General features: G+C 53.2%; 21 protein-coding genes and 1 pseudogene. 7 read left to right on the top strand and 15 right to left on the bottom strand.

What is annotated here, in order from left to right:
• Positions 1 to 174: 174 nt before the first annotated feature.
• From artM to ACQKDS_RS15050, 6 genes and pseudogenes are all read right to left on the bottom strand, one after another.
• Positions 175 to 843 carry an arginine ABC transporter permease ArtM gene (artM, locus tag ACQKDS_RS15075; RefSeq protein ID WP_399672185.1) on the bottom strand — a complete coding sequence of 223 codons (669 nt, stop codon included), beginning with the start codon at positions 841 to 843 and terminating at the stop codon, positions 175 to 177.
• Positions 843 to 1,559, bottom strand: a complete 717-nt coding sequence (gene artQ / locus ACQKDS_RS15070; RefSeq protein WP_399672183.1) for an arginine ABC transporter permease ArtQ — start codon at positions 1,557 to 1,559, stop codon at positions 843 to 845. Before artQ ends, artM begins: the two co-directional genes overlap by 1 nt.
• Positions 1,560 to 1,568: 9 nt before the next feature.
• Positions 1,569 to 2,300: an arginine ABC transporter substrate-binding protein gene (gene artJ / locus ACQKDS_RS15065; RefSeq protein WP_399672181.1), complete on the bottom strand. Its 732-nt coding sequence runs from the start codon at positions 2,298 to 2,300 to the stop codon at positions 1,569 to 1,571.
• A gap of 32 nt (positions 2,301 to 2,332) precedes the next feature.
• Positions 2,333 to 3,061, bottom strand: coding sequence for an arginine ABC transporter ATP-binding protein ArtP (artP, locus tag ACQKDS_RS15060; protein WP_399672219.1), 729 nt, complete (start codon positions 3,059 to 3,061; stop codon positions 2,333 to 2,335).
• Between the two features lie 259 nt (positions 3,062 to 3,320).
• Complete coding sequence (locus ACQKDS_RS15055; protein WP_399672179.1) at positions 3,321 to 3,866, bottom strand: lipoprotein; 546 nt, start codon at positions 3,864 to 3,866, stop codon at positions 3,321 to 3,323.
• 109 nt (positions 3,867 to 3,975) lie between these two features.
• Positions 3,976 to 4,287: pseudogene (locus ACQKDS_RS15050) on the bottom strand (Lrp/AsnC family transcriptional regulator); the annotation flags it as partial.
• Positions 4,288 to 4,438: 151 nt separating this feature from the next.
• Here ACQKDS_RS15050 and ACQKDS_RS15045 point away from each other — a divergent pair.
• Positions 4,439 to 4,762, top strand: a complete 324-nt coding sequence (locus tag ACQKDS_RS15045; protein ID WP_399672177.1) for a heavy metal-binding domain-containing protein — start codon at positions 4,439 to 4,441, stop codon at positions 4,760 to 4,762.
• 51 nt (positions 4,763 to 4,813) lie between these two features.
• Positions 4,814 to 5,650, top strand: coding sequence for an N-acetylmuramoyl-L-alanine amidase (locus tag ACQKDS_RS15040; RefSeq protein WP_399672175.1), 837 nt, complete (start codon positions 4,814 to 4,816; stop codon positions 5,648 to 5,650).
• Here ACQKDS_RS15040 and ACQKDS_RS15035 read toward each other — a convergent pair whose 3' ends face one another.
• Both ACQKDS_RS15035 and ACQKDS_RS15030 read right to left on the bottom strand, forming a co-directional pair.
• Positions 5,651 to 6,661 (bottom strand): NAD-dependent epimerase/dehydratase family protein, encoded by a 1,011-nt coding sequence (locus ACQKDS_RS15035; protein ID WP_399672173.1) that lies wholly within the window; start codon positions 6,659 to 6,661, stop codon positions 5,651 to 5,653.
• A gap of 156 nt (positions 6,662 to 6,817) precedes the next feature.
• Positions 6,818 to 8,257, bottom strand: coding sequence for a DUF2867 domain-containing protein (locus ACQKDS_RS15030; protein WP_399672171.1), 1,440 nt, complete (start codon positions 8,255 to 8,257; stop codon positions 6,818 to 6,820).
• A gap of 381 nt (positions 8,258 to 8,638) precedes the next feature.
• On the opposite strand from ACQKDS_RS15030, the gene ACQKDS_RS15025 reads away from it, so the two are divergent.
• Complete coding sequence (locus ACQKDS_RS15025) at positions 8,639 to 8,989, top strand: DUF1294 domain-containing protein (protein WP_399672169.1); 351 nt, start codon at positions 8,639 to 8,641, stop codon at positions 8,987 to 8,989.
• A 112-nt stretch (positions 8,990 to 9,101) separates the two neighbouring features.
• Here the strand turns inward: ACQKDS_RS15025 and ltaE are convergent, their stop codons facing one another.
• The 5 genes from ltaE to ACQKDS_RS15000 form a co-directional block, all read right to left on the bottom strand.
• Entirely contained in the window at positions 9,102 to 10,118 is a 1,017-nt protein-coding gene (gene ltaE / locus ACQKDS_RS15020; protein ID WP_399672167.1) for a low-specificity L-threonine aldolase, read from the bottom strand.
• 99 nt (positions 10,119 to 10,217) lie between these two features.
• Positions 10,218 to 11,939 (bottom strand): ubiquinone-dependent pyruvate dehydrogenase, encoded by a 1,722-nt coding sequence (gene poxB, locus ACQKDS_RS15015; RefSeq protein WP_399672165.1) that lies wholly within the window; start codon positions 11,937 to 11,939, stop codon positions 10,218 to 10,220.
• 200 nt (positions 11,940 to 12,139) lie between these two features.
• Positions 12,140 to 13,144 carry an NADH oxidoreductase gene (hcr, locus tag ACQKDS_RS15010; RefSeq protein WP_399672164.1) on the bottom strand — a complete coding sequence of 335 codons (1,005 nt, stop codon included), beginning with the start codon at positions 13,142 to 13,144 and terminating at the stop codon, positions 12,140 to 12,142.
• A 54-nt stretch (positions 13,145 to 13,198) separates the two neighbouring features.
• Positions 13,199 to 14,848, bottom strand: a complete 1,650-nt coding sequence (hcp, locus tag ACQKDS_RS15005) for a hydroxylamine reductase (RefSeq protein WP_399672162.1) — start codon at positions 14,846 to 14,848, stop codon at positions 13,199 to 13,201.
• Positions 14,849 to 15,010: 162 nt separating this feature from the next.
• Entirely contained in the window at positions 15,011 to 15,907 is an 897-nt protein-coding gene (locus ACQKDS_RS15000; RefSeq protein WP_399672160.1) for a lysine exporter LysO family protein, read from the bottom strand.
• 186 nt (positions 15,908 to 16,093) lie between these two features.
• On the opposite strand from ACQKDS_RS15000, the gene ACQKDS_RS14995 reads away from it, so the two are divergent.
• Complete coding sequence (locus ACQKDS_RS14995) at positions 16,094 to 17,755, top strand: ATP-dependent endonuclease (protein ID WP_399672158.1); 1,662 nt, start codon at positions 16,094 to 16,096, stop codon at positions 17,753 to 17,755.
• Positions 17,756 to 17,770: 15 nt separating this feature from the next.
• On the opposite strand, the gene ACQKDS_RS14990 is transcribed toward ACQKDS_RS14995, so the two are convergent.
• Positions 17,771 to 18,721: a VirK/YbjX family protein gene (locus ACQKDS_RS14990; protein ID WP_399672157.1), complete on the bottom strand. Its 951-nt coding sequence runs from the start codon at positions 18,719 to 18,721 to the stop codon at positions 17,771 to 17,773.
• A gap of 194 nt (positions 18,722 to 18,915) precedes the next feature.
• Between ACQKDS_RS14990 and macA the strand changes: the two genes are divergently transcribed.
• Both macA and macB read left to right on the top strand, forming a co-directional pair.
• On the top strand, positions 18,916 to 20,031 hold the full coding sequence (gene macA, locus ACQKDS_RS14985; protein WP_399672155.1) for a macrolide transporter subunit MacA: 1,116 nt from the start codon (positions 18,916 to 18,918) through the stop codon (positions 20,029 to 20,031).
• Positions 20,031 to 21,977 carry a macrolide ABC transporter ATP-binding protein/permease MacB gene (macB, locus tag ACQKDS_RS14980; protein WP_399672153.1) on the top strand — a complete coding sequence of 649 codons (1,947 nt, stop codon included), beginning with the start codon at positions 20,031 to 20,033 and terminating at the stop codon, positions 21,975 to 21,977. Before macA ends, macB begins: the two co-directional genes overlap by 1 nt.
• Positions 21,978 to 22,062: 85 nt before the next feature.
• Here macB and cspD read toward each other — a convergent pair whose 3' ends face one another.
• Entirely contained in the window at positions 22,063 to 22,284 is a 222-nt protein-coding gene (gene cspD / locus ACQKDS_RS14975; RefSeq protein ID WP_399672151.1) for a cold shock-like protein CspD, read from the bottom strand.
• A gap of 333 nt (positions 22,285 to 22,617) precedes the next feature.
• Here cspD and clpS point away from each other — a divergent pair, with 333 nt between their 5' ends.
• A complete protein-coding gene (gene clpS, locus ACQKDS_RS14970) occupies positions 22,618 to 22,938 on the top strand; it encodes an ATP-dependent Clp protease adapter ClpS (RefSeq protein ID WP_399672150.1) in 321 nt (106 codons plus the stop codon).
• Positions 22,939 to 22,942: the final 4 nt, after the last annotated feature.

The raw sequence follows: 22,942 nt of genomic DNA, 5'->3' as shown, positions 1-22,942 counted from the left end.
ATTATTTCGCCATCGTTTGATTTTGCAGATGAAAACCGACGACTATCCGCGGATGGTGATGCACATAACCATGCCATTGAGTGAATTAATATGCAATAAAAATGACTGGTGATTTACAGTGACTGGCGGGGGGGAGAACCCAGCCCGGCGCTGTGCCGGGGCTGGGGGAACTCGTTAGTTTCGGCGTTCAAACGCCAGTGCGCGGCGCTCTACCAGACGCATGAGCAGTGTCAGCAGGCCATTAACAACCAGATAAACCAGACCGGCAGCGCCAAATACCATCACGTCATAGGTGCGGCCATACATCAGTTGGCTGTATCCCATGACTTCCATCAGCGTAATGGTGTATGCCAGAGAGGTGCTTTTGAACACCAGTACCACTTCGTTAGAATAAGATGACAACGCGCGTTTAAAGGCGAATGGCAGCAGGATGCGCAAGGTTTGCCGGCGCGACATCCCCAAGGCTTCACAAGATTGCCATTGCCCCGCCGGAATCGCCCTTACCGCGCCATAGAACAGCTGGGTGGTGTAGGCTGCGCTGTTGAGTGCCAACGCAATCATGGCACATAACCACGGTTGCGATAACAAACTCCATAGCCACGGATAGTCGCGGATCGCCGGAAACTGGCCGGGACCGTAGTAGATCAGGAAAATCTGCACTAACAGCGGCGTACCGGTGAACAGCGTGATGTAGATTTTCACTAACGGCGTGAGCAACGGGGTTTTCAGCGTCAGGATCACCGTAAAGATCAATGACAGAATCAACGCGACCAGCAGTGCCGCGACGGTGAGCGTCAGGCTGGTGTGCAACCCTTGGGCGATCTGCGGAATATAGTCAAGCATCAGACCAGCCCCCGCTCAAAACGTGTGGTACGCAGCTCGATGCGTTTAATGATGTATTGACTGAGCAGCGTGACCAGCAGATAAATCGCGGCGGCGATGACATACCAGGTGAACGGTTCTTGCGTGCGGGTGGCAATACTCTTGGTTTGCAGCATCAGATCGTTCACGCTAATCAGTGACACCAACGCGGTATCCTTCAGCAATACCAGCCACTGATTGCCCAGACCAGGCAGCGCGTGACGCCACATCTGCGGCATGATCAAGCGGAAGAAAATCGCCGCTTGACTCAGCCCCAGTGCCTGACCGGATTCCCATTGACCTTGCGGCACCGCTTTTAGTGCGCCGCGTAGCGTTTGTGAAGCGTAAGCCGAATACAGCAAGGCTAGCGCGATCACACCGCACAGAAACGGGCTGACTTCAAAATTTTCAATCTCGATCTGAATCGGCAATTCGAACAGGCCAACATTGAGCGTGAAGCCGTCGGACAGCATCAATAACAGTTGGGATGAACCGAAATAAATAAACAGCACCACCAGAATTTCTGGCAAGCCGCGTAACAGCGTGACCCAGGCGGTGCCGAGCCAACTGACCACTTTCCAGCGCGAAGACTCCCAGACGGCAAACAGCATCGCCAAGATCAGCCCCAGTATCAGCGCGCAAACGGCAAGGCCGACGGTCATCCCGGCGGCGCTTGCTAAAGGTTGAAATTCATTCATTGGCGTTGATTACTGCTGAAACCATTTTTTGTAGATGGTTTCGTAAGTCCCATCTTGCTTGATTTTATCCAGCGCGGCGTTGAGCTTACCCTGTAGCGCGTTATTTTTCTGACGAACGGCAATGCCCAGGCCAGTGCCGAAGTAATCTTTGTCGGTCACTTTGTCGCCCACGGCGACCAGCGTATCATTCTGCTTCAGCCATTCATTGACCACCGCCGTGTCACCGAATACGGCGTTGATACGGCCACTTTTCAGATCGAGAATCGCGTTCTGATAGCTGTCGTAAGGCACGGTGGTAATTTCTGGATGCTTATCCGTCAGGAATTTTTGGTGAGTCGTGCCATTTTGCACGCCAACTTTTTGGCCTTTCAGCGCCGTAACGTCGGTGACTTTATCTTTTTGCGCAACGAACAGCGCGGAGTTGTCGTAGTAAGGCTGAGTGAACAGGACTTGTTTTTCACGCTCTGGGGTGATGTCCATACCGGCCATTACCGCATCGAAACGCTTGAATCTCAAGCCGGGGATCAGGCTGTCGAATGCCTGATTGGTAAAGGTGCAGGTCGCTTGCATCTCTTCACACATGGCGTTAGCTAAGTCGACGTCAAAGCCTTGGATTTTGTTATCCGCGCCAACGAACTCAAACGGTGGGTAAGAGGCTTCGGTAGCGAAACGAATGGTTTCGACTGCGGAGGCGGAAACGCTGATGCCTGCCAAAACGGCGGCGATTATTAGTTTTTTCATCGCAAACTCCCCTAAAAACAGCTGGTGTAAAATCAATGTGATAAATAATTGGCAAACTCGGTCGTGCGCGGCTGTGCGAAATGGCTGGCATCGCCCTGTTCGACAATCCGGCCATTTTCCATGTAGACCACTCGGCTGGCCGTTTTACGTGCGACTTCCACCTCATGCGTCACGATCACCTGGGTAATTCCGGTGTCTGCTAACTCGCGAATGATACTGACGATCTGTGCGGTGATTTCTGGATCCAGCGCGGCCGTCGGTTCATCAAATAGCAATACTTGTGGTTCCATCATCAGCGCACGGGCAATGGCCACGCGTTGTTGCTGGCCGCCGGAAAGATGCAACGGGAAACGATCGGCAAAATCGGTGAGGCGTAAACGCGTCAGTAATTTATCGGCGCGCTCCATGGCCTGCGTTTTGCTCAAGCCCAGAACGCGGCAGGGGGCTTCGATCAGATTTTGGACGACGGTGAGGTGTGGCCACAGGTTGTATTGTTGAAAGACCATGCCAACATTTTGACGCAGTTCACGAATGGCTTTTTCACCCGGAGCGTGCGTGAAGTCGAAGTTATTCCCTGCGATCTGTAACTGGCCAGAGCGCGGCATTTCGAGCAGGTTTAGCACCCGCAGCAATGAACTTTTCCCCGCGCCGCTTGGACCCAGCAGCACTAAGGTTTCCCCTGCTGGGCAATCCAGCGTGATGTTAAACAGCGCCTGGTGCGCGCCGTAAAAGCAATTTATATCTTTTAGTTGAATACTCATGCGCCGGAATTGAATAGACATAGATGCCGCGAATGTTAACTTCCACAGAATACTTATGCAATCTTTGTGAGTTAAAATTTATTACTGCGCAGCAGGATAAGAAAAGAATAGCACAACATAGCGTACTGCAAGCGAGAAGGGGGCTTTTGTCGTGTAGTGTGTGAGATGGCTAGCGAAATTTGTTTTGTTGCTTGAAAAGCAAGCGCTAACCATGATGCTGCTGGCTGCCGACGATAACGCATCGGCAGCCAAGCACAGATTAGCGATTTTCTAAAATTTGGCGCAGCGTGCCGCTGGCGGCATGTGCAGGAACATTCAGATAACGAATATCATCAACTACCCAGCAGGTGCCTTCGCGTACCATCAGCACTTCATTTTGCCAATTTTTAGCGCTGCCACCCTCTTTTTGGTAGGTCAACGTGACGCGCAGCGGGATGTTCTTGGCATCGGTATTGGGAATGGTGGACGCGCTGGCGACTTTAGCACGGGTCGCACCTTCGACATTGCCGGTCAATAAATCGCCGCTAACCGCTGGTTTGACTGGGTTTTGATTGGCATGAGCCAATTCTTGGTACAGCACTTTGCTCAGGTAAGGCTGAATCTGTGCCAGACGGTTGCTGTCTGGCAGCGTGAGGCTACCTTGGCCAATGCGCAAATCGTAAAATTTTTGCGCCACGTTGTCAGGACCACCTTCGATGCATGCGCCAGTGCGGGTGCCGATATCCTTATAGGCAGGTTCGACGGTGGTACATGCGCTCAGTGCCAAGGCCAAAGGGAGAACCGCCGCAATCGTTTTTGTTTTCATCTCATTACCTTATGTGATGTTTTTTGAAGTTCATTAGCTTACAGTTTATACGCAGAAAACTTTACCACCAAAATACGTTTTGGTTTTTATCCAATACTGCACTTTCTGTTCATCGCAGCAGCGGTTTTTTGATTGGAAAAACCACAAACGGTTTGATTTCTTTCAACACGAACATACTTTGCATCTCTTTGATATCCGGCAAGCGCCGGATAACCGACATGGCGAACTCCGCGTAGGTGTCCAGATCTCTCGATACCACTTGAAGCAGAAAGTCGGCATCGCCGCCAATGCTGTAGCAGGCTACGACGTATTCCAGTTCACTGACCTCGTGTTCGAATTTACGCGCATCGGTTTCGCTAAGGCTGTCGATACTGACCCGCACGAACACCATCACGCCGAGGCTAATCTTGCGACGATCCAGATTGTTTAAAAACGCAGGCGCCATCATGGCAGTTGCTGCATTGGGAACGGTGATGAAAGCCGCTTGAGATAGCCCGTTAAAGGGATTGAGAACATAATGCTAAACTGGTGGTCAGATAAAAGCGATAAAGGCATTATTCAAGGAGATCACCATGCAACTTTCCACCACTCCAAGCTTGGAAGGGTTCACTATTACTGAATATTGTGGCGTTGTGACAGGCGAGGCCATTTTGGGGGCTAATATTTTTCGCGATTTCTTTGCGGGCGTGCGTGATATCGTCGGCGGCCGATCTGGCGCGTATGAGAAAGAGTTGCGTAAGGCCCGGCAGATAGCCTTTCAGGAACTGGAACAGCAGGCGAAAGAATTAGGCGCTAATGCGGTTGTGGGCATCGATATTGATTATGAAACCGTAGGTAAAGACAGCAGCATGCTGATGGTGACGGTCAGCGGCACGGCGGTGAAAGTCGGTCGTTAATCCCGAGTGGCTCGGCGCAACGTCGAGCCACACGATCAACTTGGAGGACGTGTGACAAAGTGGTTATGGATTGCCTCTGTTAGCTTACTGGCGGGTTGCCAGAGCCAACAACACTCAACCGCCATCGATCGCGGTGATTACCGCATAGAAACGGCGCATCAGGCGCAAGGTGCTGACCAGCGCGTTCGATTTTTGGTGATGCACTACACCGCCGAAGACTTCCACACCTCGCTCAAAACCCTGACAGACGAACACGTCAGTGCGCATTATTTGCTGGCCGCACAACCGATGATGAAACAAGGCAAACCTCAGGCGTATCAATTGGTGCCAGAAGCAATGCGTGCTTGGCACGCCGGGGCGAGTCAATGGCGCGGTCGCAGTAATCTGAACGATACGTCAATCGGCATTGAAATTGTTAATCAGGGCTATCAGCGGCGGATGTTGCGCCAAGCGTGGCAAGCGTATACGCCACAACAAATCGCGCTGTTAATTGCTCTTAGCCGCGACATCATTGCGCGTTATGACATTAAGCCAGTGGATGTGGTAGGGCACAGTGATATCGCGCCACAGCGTAAACACGATCCCGGTCCACTGTTTCCGTGGCAGCAATTGGCGCAGGCGGGTATTGGCGCATGGCCAGATGCGGCAGATGTTCAGCGCTATCTAGCGGGACGTGAACCGCACTCACTGGTGCCGATGCCACGCTTACTGATGAAATTAGCGCGTTATGGCTATGCCGTTGATGCCCGTTGGGATCAACGGCAACAGAAAAATGTGCTGGCGGCATTTCAGATGCATTTCCGCCCCGCTGATTATCGGGGGGAACCGGATGCAGAAAGTGAGGCAATTATTGATGCATTGTTAGATAAATATGGCGCGATGCGTTAATCATAAGCCGTGCAGCTTACCGTGCTCTTTCAACCAGCGCGCGGTACGAATAATGCCCTCATCCAATGAAACGATTGGCCGATAATTCAGCTCCTGTTGCGCTCGTGTGGTATCCAAAGTCAAATCGAAATTGAGTTTGGCCACCCCGTAGTGAGTTAATACAGGCTCTTTCTCGTCCTTACTGCCGAGCTTTTCCATGCCTCGCGCCATCATGTCGAGCATCGGGTACGGGACAGAACGAATGCGGCACTTCATGCTCAATTCGTCGATCAACTGTTGTACCACCGTGCGCAGTGGCCGTGCTTGTTGGTTGGTAATGTTATAGGCACGACCAGAGGGTGTATTCTCTTTCTGTGTCGCCAGCCACATCGCATGTGCGGCATTTTCCAGATAGGTCATATCCACCAGCGCCGCGCCACCACGGGGCAGCAGCAGGTTGCCATAATGTTTGATCATGTGCAGTAAGCGCGGCAGCATCACGTTATCGTGTGGGCCAAATAAACCTTGCGGGCGTAAAATAGTGAAGCGCGTTTGCGGGTTGGACAACGCTAATTGCTCAATGACCTGTTCGCCTGCGGCTTTGCTGCGGGCAAATTCATTGGCGTAGCGTGCCGGGCGGAATTCTTCCGTGATATTGCGATGATGGTGGTAATCGAAATAAACTGCCGATGAAGAGATATGGATAAACTGCGACACCCCGTACGCCGCCGCCCATTCGCCCAAGCGACGTGTCGCACGCACGTTGGCTAATTCGAACGCTTCTTCGGTGCCCCAAGGTGAGGTGAAACTGGAGCAGTGCCACAACACGTCCACTTCTGCCAGCATCGCTTTGGCTTGTGAAGACACCAGGTTGGTGAGATCGGCTTGGATGAATTCTGCGCCCATTTTTTCCAGTAGGCGACCCATGGATGGGTTGTTGCCGGTAGCGCGTACTTTGATCCCCTGACGACGGAGATATTCAACCGCGTTGCGGCCTAATCCACTGGTTGCACCGGTGACCAATACCTTCATAACGAACTCTATTCTCACCAAAAATCAGAATGCTGGGTGTGTTTAGCCACACCCAGCAAATAAGGTGCCATTCTTCCGTGATTTCGTGCGCTATGCAATCGGAAAGGGACGATCAACGGCAGCAAACTGTGCGGTTGATCGACAATTGAACATTGTTTACGACAAATGGTGATCGTATTGCTCCGCCAGATGAGTAATGCGTTTTGCCATGCCCCGGAAAATAAATAGATGTGCGGGCATCATAACGAACCAGTACAGCAACCCGCTGAAACCGGCAGGATGCCACCAGGCTCGCACGTCAAGCGTGCGGCGATGCCCCAGATCCTTGATACTGAACGTCAGGCGACCTAAACCGGGGGCCTTCATACCGAACAGCAACGCCAATTGACGTTCTGGTTTCAGGGTGATCACTTTCCAGCCGTCAATAACGTCGCCAACCTCCAACGTTTCGCGCGGGGGTCTGCCGTATTCCACGCCGTTGCCAATCATGTCATCCATACGGGCGCGGATCTGCCAGAGGATATTGGCGTAAAAGTAACCCTCTTTACCGCCCAATTGTTGCACTACGTGCCAGAGCGCGGCGGCGGATGCCTGAGTGTCGAGCGTGCAGCCAGCCTGTTTAGGATAAAAACCGTAGCCGGGGCGCCAACGGGCGCGAGCCTCAGGATCATAGCCCCAGTCGGCGGAGTCGACCACGTCGTTTTCACGTCGCAGGGTTTCTTTGACCGCCTCGTCGAACGTTTTTAGCTGCTGTGGGATTAAGGTTTGCAACGGTTTGCCATCGGCCGGTAAATCGTGGTTCAGCCCTTGAATGAGCGCCTTGGCGATGGAGGTCGGCACCGAAGTGATCATGCTGATGAACCACACCGAAATAAAACGCGTCGGTAAGGGAATGGGGATCAGCCAGCGTTTTTTGCCACTGATCGCAATGAAACGTTCGAACAGGGTTTGATAACTGATGTACTCCGGGCCGGCCACATCAAAAATACGGTTTTCGTTGGCCGGATGCTGCAACAGCTCGACCAAGTATACCAGTAGGTTTTCTAGCGCGACCGGTGAGGATTTTGAGCGCACCCAGCGCGGTGGCGTGAGGATGGGCAGATTGTAAACCATGTCGCGCATCACTTCGAATGCCGCCGAACCCGGCCCGACAATGATGCTGGCGCGCAGCTCGGTGAGCGGAATGCCGCTTTGGCGTAAAATCTCACCGGTCAATTTACGGGCGATTAAATGCGCGGAGCTTTTACCGGCTGGCTGTAACGCGCCCAAAAAAATGACCTGCTTAACCGTAGAGTTACGCAAGGCATCACGCAAATTTTCCGCAGCCTGGCGTTCCTTTTCGATAAAGTCATCACCGTCACCCATGCCGTGAATAAGATAGTAAACGGCATCAATATCCCATAGCGCCGCCGCCAGCGTTTCAGGTCGGTACACGTCGACATATTGGCAATTGACCTGGGGCCAATGTTGCTCTTGCAGCCATTCGATACGGCGTGCCGCCGCCGTAATCTTGTGACCTTGCGCCGCTAACAGGGGAATCAGGTTTTGCCCGATATAACCGCTGGCGCCGAGAACTAATACACGTTGGGGAATCATCAGCACGACCTTATGCAATATACACGCCATACTTTAAGCAACGGGTAGCGTGGCGCTTTTCGTTGAGTGGCCGGGGTTGGCCCAGTGCTCAGCGTTGTGTTGCCAACGGCCTGTGACTTGAAATGTGGCGGGTATCGATTTCAATGAATATAGCGTAACCCTACCATGCCGACCTGATGGTATAAATGCACTTTTTGTAAGGGTAATGAAGGGTTGCAAGGTTATCTCGACGGCGTCACACTAGCGGCCGTTTGTGGGGGCAGGGTTTACCCATTTGTTATCTGCCAGCTTAACTTTCATCTCCGCGAGATTCGCCGTTAGGCGTTGCCGTAAGCCTTATTTTCCGCCTCAATGTAATTCGAATTATTCAGGGTATTTTTTATGCGACTCAACCTGGCGTGTTATTTGCTGCTGATGTTGGCGTTTGTTGCCAGTTGGTTTTTCCTACATCCGGTTTGGATGTGGTTACTGTTTGTGAACCTGCTGACGTTGGTGATCTATGGCGTGGACAAATTGGCGGCGATCAAAGCTTGGTCACGCGTGCCGGAAATCACGCTGTTGGTATTTGGGCTGGTGGGCGGTTGGCTCGGCGCGCTGTGCGGCCAGCAGGTGTTCCGGCATAAAACGCAGAAACAGCCGTTTAAAACCTGGTTTATTCTCAGTGTGGTGCTCAATTTAGCCGCGCTTATCGCCATTTGGTATGCGATATATGGTCGATTTTTATCGCTATAGTGCCGGTAAGGCAACCCCCCAACGCCATGGTTAACCCTGCGTTGGGGGCAATCGTCTCGTACGTGGTTAACCGTCGTCGAATTCTGTCAGAGCTGTCTTGTGTGCTGGCAGATCAGGGGTGTTGTTGTAAAAATGCTTGCCACAATGTCACCACTTTCTGCAAATCCTGACGGTTGACGTTCAAGTGGGTAATAATGCGTGTCAGTGGGCCGCTGCTGAGCAACACGCCATGCTCGCGCATCCACGGGCCAAGTTGGGCAGCCCGTTCAGCCGGTTGCCGCAGATAGAGCACATTGGTTTGGGCGCCGGGTTCAACGATGTCTACACCGATACCGCGTAGTTGTTGTTCCAACCATTTAGCATTGTCGTGATCTTCCTGTAAGCGTTCGACATGGTGTTCCAACGCGTACAATCCCGCAGCTGCCAGAATACCGGCTTGACGCAGGCCGCCACCGGTCATTTTGCGCCAGCGGTTGGCGCGCTGAATAAATTCGGCGCTGCCGCACAGTAACGAACCTACCGGTGCGCCCAACCCTTTAGACAGGCAGATAGTGAACGTATCGCAGAATTGAGCGATCTCTTTCAGTGGTACGCCCAGCGCTACGGCCGCATTGAAGATGCGAGCGCCGTCAATGTGTAATGCCAACTGATGCTCGCGGCTGAATTCCCATGCTTGTTGCAGATAGGACAGTGGCAATACTTTGCCGCTGATGGTGTTTTCCAGGCTGATTAACCGGGTGCGGGCAAAGTGAATATCGTCAGGCTTGATAGCCGCTTTCACTTTATCCAGTGGGAGGGTGCCGTCGTCGTTGGCCTCCACCGGTTGTGGTTGAATACTGCCTAATACCGCGGCGCCGCCCGCTTCGTATTTATAATTGTGCGCCTGTTGACCCACGATGTATTCATCACCGCGCTGGCAGTGGCTCAGCAACGCCACCAAATTGGCCTGGGTACCGCTTGGCAGGAAGAGGGCGGCTTCTTTTCCGGATAGCCGAACCGCTTCGGCCTGTAACGCGTTGACCGTCGGATCGTCACCATAAACGTCATCCCCGACCTCTGCATTGGCCATGGCGCTGCGCATTGCGGAAGTGGGCTGGGTGACGGTATCACTGCGTAAATCAATCGGCATGGGCATTCCTTACAGGAGAATTAGAGGTTTCATCATAACCGGAATGGCGAGCGGGAAAAGCGAAAAATGGGTGTGGCGGGCACCACACCCGATGGGGCGTTAACGTAGCCAGTTGGTTTTGGCTAATTCGATGACTTCATCACCGCGGCCGTTAATGATTGCGCGCAACATATACAGGCTGAAACCTTTGGCCTGTTCGAATTTGATTTGTGGCGGCATCGCTAATTCCTGTTTGGCGGTCACCACATCTAGGAGCGCAGGCCCAGGATGCGCCAGTATTTCCTGTAAAGCGGCATCGAGCTCGGAGGCTTTCTCGACGCGAATCCCTTTGATCCCGGCGGCGTTGGCGATCGCGGCGAAATCAGGATTGCGGAGATCGGTGCCATCGGTCAGGTAACCACCGGCTTTCATTTCCATGGCCACAAACCCCAACACGCTGTTATTGAAGACCACCACTTTGACCGGCAGCTTCAGTTGCGCCAGTGACAAGAAATCGCCCATCAACATGGTAAAACCGCCGTCGCCACACATCGCGATTACTTGTTTGTTCGGTTCGGTAGCCTGGGCACCGATGGCCTGCGGCATGGCGTTAGCCATCGAACCGTGGTTAAACGAGCCCAGCAGGCGGCGTTTGCCGTTCATCTTCAGATAGCGTGCGGCCCAAACTGTCGGCGTACCCACGTCGCAGGTGAATATTGCCTCATCGCTGGCGAGCTGGCTGATTTGTTGTGCCAGATATTGTGGATGAATGGGTTGCTCGTCATTGCAGGTCGCCAAACCATCGAGATCGTTGCGTGCGTTACGGTAATGTTCGAGCGCCTTATCAAGGAATTTACGATCGCTCTTCGGTTCTAATTGCGGTAACAGTGCGCTGAGCGTGGTTTTGATATCACCGACCAGCGCGGTATTGACCGCACAGTGGGCGCCAATGTGACCCGGATTAATATCGATCTGGATAATATTGGCATCAGTCGGGTAAAACGCACGGTAGGGGAATTGAGTGCCGAGCAAGATCAGTGTATCGGCGCTCATCATGGCGTGATAACCCGAAGAGAAACCAATTAGCCCGGTCATGCCGACGCTGTAAGGATTGTCCCATTCGATATGTTCTTTACCGCGCAGCGCATGCACAATCGGTGCTTGCAGCAATTCTGCCAGTTTTACCACGTCATCATGTGCACCGGCACAGCCGCTACCACACATGAGGGTGATGTTCTTAGCTTGGTTCAAGGTTTCTGCCAGCTTGTTTAACTCACTCATCGGCGGCTGAACTAACGGCAAAGCGGGCGTTTGCCAGACGATACCGGCCTCTTCTGGCGCCATGCGCAGCGCAATATCGCCCGGTAACACAATCACCGATACGCCGCGGTTAAGGATCGCGTTACGCATGGCGATTTCCAAAATCCGTGGCAGTTGTTCCGGGTTGGAAACCAGTTCGCAGTAGTGGCTACACTCGCGAAAGAGTTCTTGTGGGTGGGTTTCTTGAAAATAACCGCTGCCAATTTCGCTGGACGGAATGTGGGCGGCGATCGCCAAAACGGGCACTTGATTGCGATGGCAGTCGAATAACCCATTAATCAGATGCAAATTGCCTGGCCCGCAAGAGCCCGCGCACACCGCGAGGTTTCCGGTCAATTGCGCTTCGGCCCCGGCGGCAAAGGCGGCGACTTCTTCATGACGCGTGCCGAGCCACTCGATAGTGCCCATGCGATGCAAGCTATCGCTGAGGCCATTTAATGAGTCACCGGTGACACCCCAGATGCGTTTCACACCGGCTTGCTCCAAGGTTTTGGCGATTAACGTGGCTATCGTTTGCTTCATGGTTCCCCCAAATATGGTAAAGATTCCCTTTATCTTTCCGTCGCGGTCGGGTTGACGGCAGCGTGAAGTCCATTGGGTATCGCTTATTGAGTATTTTCAGATGAACGCAGTAACACGAATGGAACAAATAAAAGTGTAGAGGGGCATGAGCGGCGATGCTTGCTGATAAATGCCCCATCGTGATGATGGGGCGTGACGGCTTAAGCGAGAGTCACGTCGCCGTGCAGTTGGCAGCTACAGGCCAGCACGTAACCTTGTTCAATCTCGGCAGGGGTTAGCGTCATGTTGCTGGTGGTGGTGTATTGACCGGATAACACACGGGTTTTACATGAGCCGCATACGCCAGCGCGGCAGGCGGCGGTGACTGGCAGGTTATTCGCCTCGAGTGCCGCCAGCAGCGTACTGCCGACGGGCACGCGAAACTCTCGTAGTGGCTGCCCGATGCGCAGCGCCAGCGTGTTTTGGCTTGCGGCATCGGTTTCCGCTGGGGTGTGGAATTGCTCTTTGTGGAATTGTGCGGCAGGAACACCAAGCTCGCCACACAACAATTCTACCTGTGCCATATAGGGCGCGGGGCCGCAGGTCATGACGGTTCGCTGAGGGAGATCGGGCACGGTCTGCTGGAGTACCTGAGCGTTGATGCGTCCGCTGAGGAAACCGGGCGGGGCATCCTGTTCAGCCATTAGCGTAAGGTGCAGTTGTGGGTAGGTGGCGCAGAGTTGCTGCCATTGGTCGGCGAAGATGACGTCGGCCGGGCTACGCACGTTAAAAATGACCTGCACATCGCACTGGGGGCGGTTGGCGGCCAACCAACGGCTCATTGAGATAATCGGCGTCACGCCGCAGCCAGCGGCCAGCAGCAGATAACGATCGCTTGGGTGTTGCACGCAGCTAAACTTACCTTGAGCATCGGACAGCCAAAGTGTGTTACCGGGTTTAACCTCCTGCGTCAGCCAGCGCGAACCGATACCGTCCGGCAGGCAACGCACGCTGATGCTGATAAAACGGCTCAGGCCGGGTGAGGACGACAGCGTGTAGGCGCGCAGCGTGTCTTCGCTATTGTGGATGCTCACCAGCGCGAACTGGCCGGGCTGATAGGGATAAAAATCAGCGTTAATCAGGTTCAGCGTCCAGACGTCGGCGGTTTCTTGCTGGATCGAATGCACCTGCATGCGGTTCGGGCATAATGGGCTGGGTTGGGTCATAAGGCACCTCAATACAAACGGGGCTGCGCCAGGCAGCCCCGAAAAAATGCGGAATTAGCCGAGAATGGCGTGCAGATCCTGCTCAACGTCGGTAATCGGGCGCATACCGAATTTTTCGTTAAGGATCGCCAGCAGGTTATCGGTCAGGAATGCTGGTGCGGTTGGGCCGGTAAAGATATTCTTCACACCCAGCGACAGCAGCGTCAGCAGAATGACAATCGCCTTTTGCTCAAACCACGACAGCACCAGACTCAACGGTAAATCATTCACCGTACAACCCAGTTTCTCGGACAGTTTCACTGCCAGCATGATGGCCGCATAGGCATCGTTACATTGGCCGACGTCCAGCAGACGTGGCAAGCCTTCCAAGGTGCCGAAGTCTAATTTATTAAAGCGGTATTTACCGCAAGCCAGCGTCATGATCAGGCAATCTTGCGGTACGGCACGGGCGAAATCGGTGTAGTAACTGCGTTCGCCACGGCTACCGTCACAGCCACCCACCAAGAATACGTGGCGCAGTTTTTTCTGGCTGACCAGATCGATCACCGTATCGGCCGCGTTGAGCAACGTTTGACGGCCAAAACCAACGGTGATCAGATGTTCAATTTCGCTGTAGGGGAAACCCATCATATCTTGAGCTTGTTGAATAATGGCGGAGAAATCGTCCCCCTCCAGATGGTTTACGCCCGGCCAACCGACGATGCTGCGCGTCCAGATGCGGTCGCCGTAGTTGCCAACGTTTGGATCGATGATACAGTTAGAGGTCATCACGATCGGACCGGGGAACTTGGCAAACTCAACCTGTTGGTTCTGCCAGCCGCTGCCGTAGTTACCTACCAAATGTTTAAATTTTTTCAGTTCCGGGTAGCCGTGTGCGGGCAACATCTCACCGTGGGTATACACGTTGATGTCTTGGCCTTCGGTTTGCTCAAGCAGCATACGCAGGTCTTTCAAGTCGTGGCCGGAGATCAGAATCGCTTTACCTGCCACCGGACGAACGTTAACCGAGCTTGGCTGAGGGTCACCGTAAGCCTGCGTTTCGCCCCGATCCAAAATCGCCATGATGTTGAAGTTCATTTTGCCGATAGCCATGGCATTGTTCAGCAGCGTATCCACGTCACGTGGCTGGGTGCCGAGCCAAGCCATTAATGCGTGGTAGTCGGCGTAGATTTGTTCGTCGAACTGGCCCAAGACATGCGCGTGTTCCATGTATGCGGCGGCACCTTTCAGGCCATAGAGACACAACATGCGCAGACCGTGAACATCGTCGCCGACTTCAGCTTGGTCGCTGTTCAACGCGAACTGAGCGGCCTGTTGCACTAACGTATCGATGTCGTCACCGGCCAATTGCAGCGCTGCAAGGGGATGATCAACCTGAACGGATGCGTCCAGCAATCGGCAACGCGCCGCCAGTGATTCGCGCAGGGCAATGGTTTCACGCGCGTAGCCAATAATGCGTTCGGAGTCGAAGTTAACGTTCGTCAGGGTTGAGAAGAAGGCGCGTGGAGCAAAGCTATCAATATCATGATCGATAATGCCCAAGGCGCGCGCCTGCAACGCCCAAGCGGAGAGCCCTTGTAAGGCGGCGACCAACAGATCTTGCAGGTCGGAGGTTTCCGCTGTTTTTCCGCACATTCCCTGCGCATAGGCGCAACCGTTACCGGCTGGGGTGCGGATAGTTTGTTCACATTGCACACAGAACATAATCGCTTCCTTTTTAAAGTTGCATTTAAAATGCTTGTTTAAAAGCATAGATCGGCAACCGCAGTTGAAAAAGCATTTTGTCGGGTAATGTGGGGTAACTTTGATTTAGCGCAACATTGGCTGCGGATGCGAATTATTTCGGGGGCTAACCCCCGAAAATGATCATGAGAACAGGGCGATGAATATCGGGGCGAGCAGGCTCAGTAAGAAGCCGTGGACGATGGCCGGCGGCACGATTTCCAGCCCGCCGCTACGTTGCAGAACCGGCAGGGTAAAATCCATTGAGGTTGCGCCGCACAGCCCTAATGCGGATGAGCGGCTACGGCGTACCAGCGTTGGGATCAGCATGATGGCGACCAGTTCGCGCGCTAAATCGTTAAAGAAGGCCGAACTGCCGAGAACCGGGCCATAGGCATCGGTAATCAGGATGCCTGAAAGTGAATACCAGCCGAAGCCTGAGGCCATTGCCAGCCCGGTTTTGAGCGGCAGCCCAAGGATCAGCGCCGCCAGCGCGCCACCGGCCAATGCACTAAGCCCCACCACAATGCCGACCATCATTCCGCGGCGGTTAATGACGATTTGTCTTAACGTCATGCCGCTATTACGCAATTGAATACCGACTAACAGCAGCAAAAATATCAATGCATATTCGCTGCCGAGTGCGGCATGTTTGAGTGGCGGCCATTGTGTTAGCCCCAAGGCAAAACCCCCCAACACCACGCCGCAAAGCTTAAGCGATTCGAGCGCCATATGTAGGCGTGACGGGAGTCTTTCCTGTTTATGGCTGTTGCGCCACGGTTTTTTGCGTTCCAGCAGAGACAGTGCCAGCAGGTTGGCAAAAAAAATACACAGGAAGAAGACGACGGAGTACTGGAAAATCAGCAATAAATTGCTGCTGAGATCGTCAATGAACGCCAGGCTAATGCCCATAAAGAACAAAATGACATACACCATCCAGCTGAGTAAGCGATTGATAGTTTGGAGCAGCGTTTTACTGCGTAGCGGGATGAGATAGCCGATAATCAACGGCAAGAGGATAATCAGCAGACCTGAATACATGGCGAAATCTATTTCCTTGAATTGAGTGCCGGCTCCAAGGCTGGCGAGGGCAATACGCTAACCAAAACCTGGGCTGGAGTAAAGCAGCAGATTTAAGCGTGTTCGCTTGACCTGTAAGGGGTTTTTTGACCATGCTCTGGAGGTCACCTCATTCAGGATGGTGATGGTTCGCACGGGAGGCGACAGATGTACTTAGAACGCGTTGAGATTGTAGGTTTCCGCGGCATTAATCGGCTGTCGCTAACGCTGGATGACAATACGGTGCTGCTGGGTGAAAACGCCTGGGGTAAGTCGAGTCTGTTAGATGCGTTGACGTTGTTGTTGGCACCGGAGCAACCGTTATACCGTTTTGAAACGCACGATTTCCATTTTCCGCCGGGTGACGAAGCGGCCAAAGAGCGGCATTTACAGATCATTTTCACCTTTTGCGAAAAAGACATCGGGCATGCCCATTTACCACGTTATCGCCATTTATCGCCGTTATGGATCAAAGGCGAGGACGGCCTCAGTCGCATTCACTATCGCTGTGAAGGGGAATTAGCCGATGATGGTACGGTGTGTACCTGGCGAGGATTTCTCGATGCCGATGGCAATCCGTTGCAATTGCATCATATTGATCAACTGGTGCAGGCCATAATTCGTATTCACCCGGTGTTGAGATTGCGCGATGCACGCTTTATCCGCCGTTTGCGTCCCAGCAGCCTGAGCGATCGGTTGCCGGTAGATAATCAGGCAATGGTGCAGCAGTTGAACCAACTGACACGCGAGTTGGTGCGCAATCCGCAAAAATTGACCAATGGTGAGTTGCGCCAAGGGTTGTCGGCGATGCAACAATTGCTGGAACACTATTTTGCTGAGCAAGGATCGCAGATTGCCGGGGCACCGCGTCGCCGCCGTTTGCAGCAGGAACAGCAGGCATGGCGTTCGCTTGACAGTATTAACCGGATGATCGCAGAACCCAATAGTCGCAGTATGCGGCTGATTTTATTGGGCATGTTTTCCACGCTGTTACAGGCTAAAGGCAATGTTACGCTCGATCCGCACGCGCGCCCGCTGTTGCTGGTTGAAGACCCGGAAACGCGTTTGCATCCTATCATGCTATCGGTAGCGTGGGGGCTGCTCAACCAACTACCGTTACAGCGGATCACCACGACTAACTCCAGCGAACTGGTTTCGCTGGTGCCTGTTGCGCACGTGTGCCGATTGGTGCGTGAGTCCAGCCGGGTTGCGGCCTATCGATTGGGCGTGCGCGGGATGGGGCAAGAAGATGCGCGCCGAATCGCGTTTCATATTCGTTTTAACCGCCCCTCCTCGTTATTTGCTCGCTGTTGGTTATTGGTGGAAGGGGAAACGGAAGTTTGGTTGCTCAATGAGCTGGCGCAGCAATGTGGTTACCACTTTGAAACCGAAGGCGTGCGGGTGATTGAGTTTGCGCAGTGCGGCCTCAAGCCGTTGTTAAAGTTTGCCCGTCGGATGGGGATCCAATGGCATGTCTTGGTTGACGGGGACGAAGCCGGTAAGAAATACGCCAATACGGTGCGCAGTATGCTCGATAATCATGACGATACCGAACGCGATCGTTTGACTGCGTTGCCAGCCATGGATATGGAACAGTTTATGTATAAGGAAGGTTTTAGTTCGGTCTATCATCGCGTGGCATCGGTACCGGCGAATGCACCGATGCCAATACGTAAAGTGATACTGAAAGCGGTGCATCATTCGTCAAAGCCGGATTTAGCGATTGAGGTGGCCATGCAGGCTGGGGAGTGGGGCACGGATTCCGTGCCGCCCCTGTTGAAAAAAATGTTTTCACGCGTGCTTTGGTTGGCTCGCGGCCGGGCGGATTAGTCTCTGCCCCGTTATCTATTGTGGGAAGTGAGCGGTGAAGCCCTGTTCCAGCTCATCGAGCAGTTGGTAGCGGCGGCGGTATTCCGCACGTTTCTTACTGGCGATCTCTTCCAACGGTTTGCGTGCAATACGCTGTGACAGCAGGAAATAGCCGCTAGCCAAAGGCGTGCCACCGATCGATAGCCAAAATTGATCGTAATCTGCGTGTAGTTTGTCCTGTTTCTTCGCTTTATAACGCCAATTTTGGTAGATATGAGTGCCGTTACCCACCGCGACTAAACGATTGATACCCAGATGGCGCGCCAAATGGCCGACCCCCTCCAGCACCAGCCGTTTCGGGAATAAACCGTGGCAGGCTTTGGTCGTCTGCTGTATTTCCGCATGCGGTACGCCGTGCTCTGCCCCTTGCAGTCCGCCGATAAACAGCGTTGGTTGTTGCTGATAGTGCATCAGCGTAAAGGTAATCTCCGCTAGCATCACGCCGTGGGCGTTACGCAGCAGCAGCGTGGCTTCACCTTCTTTATTCAGTTTGTCGATCGCCGCCAGTTCCAGTGTGATGCGCTCTCCGTTTTTGTCTGTTGCCTGGCTGAGTACCAATGGTGTTTGGCTCCAATGCGCAATGCGCATCTTTAACGGCATACGTTGCGTAATCAGATCATAGTGATCGCGGAGTGCAAACAGGCAATCGAGCTTGTTCATGTTGGCGGCCAGATAAGGACGATGCAGCTTGCAGGGAAGGTTCGGCTGGGCGCGCAAAATCTCTTCTAACAGGGGATTGCTGGCTAACGTGTTCATCAGCCCGTGAGTGGTGCGCCAATGTAACAACGAGCGGCTCAGAAACTTCAGGCGAAAAGCGGTTTTACGCCAGGCTTTGCTGGGCGTCATGTCGCCGTTAAGCAGCGCCGCCATCAGGTGTAAGCCACTTGGTGGCTGAGTCGAAACGAACGGGTAGCTGAGCTGTGACATGATGAAATCCTTGGCTGATATCGAATGCGCTTATTTCATCAATGCGTCACTAAACGAGAGTTCAATACTGTAGTCTGAAAAGGGTGAAGCTTGCATAATGTTTAGCTTAGGTTTAGTTATTCCGCCGTTGGCATGATAATTTAGCCGCCGCTGCCAGCGTTGGCAGTGTCATTTGGTATAGGTAGGAACAAACATTGACGTGGTTTAAAGGACATAAACGGCGCTGGGTTTTCATCATGGCAATCTTCGCGATAGTGGCGATATTGGCCTATCAGCATGTTAGTCATCCAGCGACGACAAACTTCAAAACGGTCAGCGTAGCCAAACGAGATTTGCAGCAGACGGTGCTCGCTACGGGGCAATTGGATGCTGTGCGCAAAGTTGACGTTGGCGCGCAGGTCAGCGGTCAGCTAGAAAGCCTGACCGTTGAGATTGGCGACAAAGTGAAGAAAGGCCAACTGTTAGGCGTGATTGATCCGCAACAGGCGCAAAACAACATTCGTGAAAGCGAGGCGACGCTGCGTGAACTGCATGCACAATTGCAACAGGCGCAGTCTGAACGGCAGTTAGCGGCAGTGACGCTGCAGCGCAACCGCCAGTTGTCCAAGGTTCAGGCCGTGTCTCGGCAGGATTTAGACAAGGCGACGACTGAGCTGGCGGTAAAAAAAGCGCAGATAGAGAGCATTCGCGCACAAATCGCCAGGAATCAGGCCAGTTTGGATACTGCCAAAACGAATCTGACGTATACGCGCATTGAAGCACCCATGGACGGTGATGTGGTACAAATCACCACGCTACAAGGCCAAACGGTGATTGCGGCGCAGCAGGCGCCAAATATTCTGACGCTGGCCGATCTCAGCACCATGCTGGTGAAAGCACAAGTCTCAGAAGCCGATGTGATCCATTTAAAACCGGGGCAGAAGGCGTGGTTCACCGTGCTGGGCGATCCGACAAAACGTTTTGACGGCGTGCTGAAAGACATTCAACCGACGCCTGAAAAAGTGAACAACGCTATTTTCTATTATGCGCGCTTTGAAGTGCCTAACCCTGATGGATTGCTGCGTTTGCAGATGACGGCGCAGGTGCATATCCAGCTTGGCGGCGTCAACCAAGCCACGGTGATCCCACTGGCGGCGTTGGGTGAGCAGATTGCCGATAATCGGTATCAGGTCGCGGTCGTCGTGCAGGGGAAAGAAGAAAAGCGCGAAGTCACGATTGGCATGCGCAATAACGTCGATGTGCAAATTCTCAGCGGACTTAACCTCGGCGATGAGGTGATCCTCAGCCGTGGCGGCGTGGAGACCCACTGATGGCGGCGCTGTTAGAGCTTAACGGTATTCGTCGCAGTTATCAGTCGGGTGAACAGACGGTAGACGTACTGAAAGACGTGACGCTAACGATCAATGCCGGTGAGATGGTGGCGATAATGGGCGCGTCCGGCTCGGGTAAATCGACGCTGATGAATATTCTCGGCTGTTTGGATATACCGAATTCGGGTACCTACCGGGTGGCCGGGCAGGATGTGGCAACGCTGAATAGTGATGCCTTAGCGGCACTGCGGCGCGAGCATTTCGGTTTTATCTTTCAGCGTTACCATCTGTTACCGCATCTTAGTGCTGCACATAATGTTGAAGTGCCAGCCGTGTACGCCGGTCTGGGCAAGGCGGCGCGCCGTGAACGGGCCGAGTCGTTATTACAGCGGCTTGGGTTAGGCGAGCGCGTTAACTACCGCCCCAGCCAGCTTTCTGGTGGGCAACAGCAGCGCGTCAGTATCGCACGTGCGCTGATGAACGGTGGGCAAGTGATCTTAGCGGATGAGCCGACCGGTGCGCTTGATAGTCATTCTGGCGAAGAGGTGATGGCGATCCTCAAGCAACTGCGTGAGCAGGGGCATACGGTGATCATTGTTACCCACGATCCGCTGGTGGCGCAGCAGGCTGAGCGCATTATCGAAATCCGCGACGGCGAAATTATTGCCGATTCCCGGCCGTCGCAAACGCATAATCCGCGGGCGAAGTCGCTGGAGCTGGCGACACCCGTCGCGTCATGGCGGCAAATGGGTGGGCGTTTTCGTGAGGCGCTGGTAATGGCCTGGCGTGCGATGGTGGCCAATAAAATGCGCACGGCGTTGACCATGCTCGGCATTATTATCGGTATTGCATCGGTCGTCTCGATCCTGGTGATTGGCGACGCGGCCAAACAGATGGTGTTGGCCGATATTAAATCCATCGGCACCAATACGGTGGATGTCTTCCCGGGTAAGGATTTTGGCGATGACGATCCCATTTATCGCCAGTCGCTAAAATATGACGATCTGGACGCGCTGCATGAACAGGCTTATGTGAGTGCGCTGTCACCGACGATTGGCAGCAACATGCGTTTGCGGTTGGGCAACGTCGATGTGGCCGCTAACGTGACCGGCGTCAGTGAGCAGTATTTTCGCGTCTATGGTATGAATTTCAGTGAGGGAGCGGGGATTGATCCGATCCAGGTGCAATCGCAGGCGCAGATCGTGGTGATCGATGCCAATACCCGTCGCCGTTTATTCCCGCATCAGAAAAGCGTGGTCGGCGAGGTGATTTTGGTGGGCAATATGCCTGCGACGGTGGTGGGGGTGGCGCAAGAGAAGCAGTCAATGTTCGGCAGTAGTAAAACGCTCAATGTCTGGGTACCGTACACCACCATGGCGAATAGGTTGATGGGCAATGCCTATTTTGATTCGATCACCGTGCGTATTCGTGACGGCTATAACAGTCAGGAGGCCGAACAGCAACTCTCGCGTCTGTTGACGTTACGCCATGGTAAGAAGGATTTCTTCACCTACAACATGGATAGCTTGGTGCAAACGGCCGAGAAAACCACGCGCACATTGCAGTTGTTTCTGACGCTGGTCGCAGTGATTTCGCTGGTGGTAGGCGGTATTGGCGTAATGAATATTATGCTGGTTTCGGTAACGGAGCGCACCCGCGAGATCGGTATTCGTATGGCGGTCGGTGCCCGCTCAGCTGACGTGCTACAGCAATTTCTGATTGAGGCGGTGCTGGTGTGTCTGGTGGGGGGCGCGTTGGGGATCACACTGTCGTTCGCCATCGGGCTATTAGTGCAGCTGATACTTCCAGGCTGGCAAATCAGCTTCCCTCCGGCCGCATTGGTGAGTGCTTTCCTGTGTTCAACCGGCATTGGTGTGGTGTTTGGCTATTTGCCTGCGCGTAACGCGGCGCGTTTGAACCCGATTGACGCCTTGGCGCGGGAATAATCAATAACCTGATGAAATGCCAGTCAAACTGCGGCTGGCATGATTAACTAGGTTGTGCGGATTTGACTGACTTAGTGTGAATGGTTTAGGCCAGCGCTTCGTTTTCCAGCGGCACAATAAGGCTGGCATGATTCCCTTTTGGGCCTTGATGCACGTCAAACCTGACATATTGGCCTGCCTTTAGCGTCCTGTAGCCATCCATCTTAATTGTTGAATAATGGGCGAAAATATCTTCGCCACCGCCCTCAGGACAGATAAAACCGAAACCTTTGGCGTTATTGAACCATTTAACAGTACCCGTCTCCATGCTTCTACATCCCTCGCGACACTATTATAAGTGAGATGAATAACTGAACTTTGGTGAGCGCGGAGTGGTTAAAAGACCAACAGCCCACGAATTTACACTCTAGAGCAAATGATCATCACGTCAAGCGATCGGCTTTTGTCTGGCGAAAGCAGTTCGTCAAAGTTTGAAGCAGGTAACGCTATTGACATAGTTTGGTAACAAATAGCCGAGGCTATCTTCAACCGTTTCGCTGCGGCGTAACCGAGCCGAAGATGATAAAATAGTAACAGTCCTTGTTTGAATAACCTGAATACGACCCCATATCTGGGGGTACACAAGAGAAGATAAGCAGCGATGGGCAATAGCAACGACTGGCTAAACTTTGAACACTTAGCCGAAGAAAAACAAATCGATGAGGTAAAACCGCCGTCAATGTATAAAGTTATACTTAACAACGACGATTACACACCGATGGAATTTGTGATTGACGTTCTGCAAAAGTTCTTTTCTTATGACATTGAACGTGCAACGCAATTGATGCTCACGGTTCACTATCAAGGCAAGGCGATTTGTGGTGTTTTCACCGCCGAGGTGGCGGAAACCAAAGTTGTCCATGTGAACCGCTACGCAAAGGAGAACGAGCATCCGTTGCTTTGTACGCTGGAAAAAGCCTGAACAG

The sequence above is a fragment of the Serratia sp. NPDC078593 genome, from assembly GCF_050268245.1.
Taxonomy (GTDB): Bacteria; Pseudomonadota; Gammaproteobacteria; order Enterobacterales; family Enterobacteriaceae; genus JBNNGK01.
The sequence above is the reverse complement of the archived record's forward strand: the minus strand, read 5'-3'. Positions and strand labels throughout refer to the sequence as shown.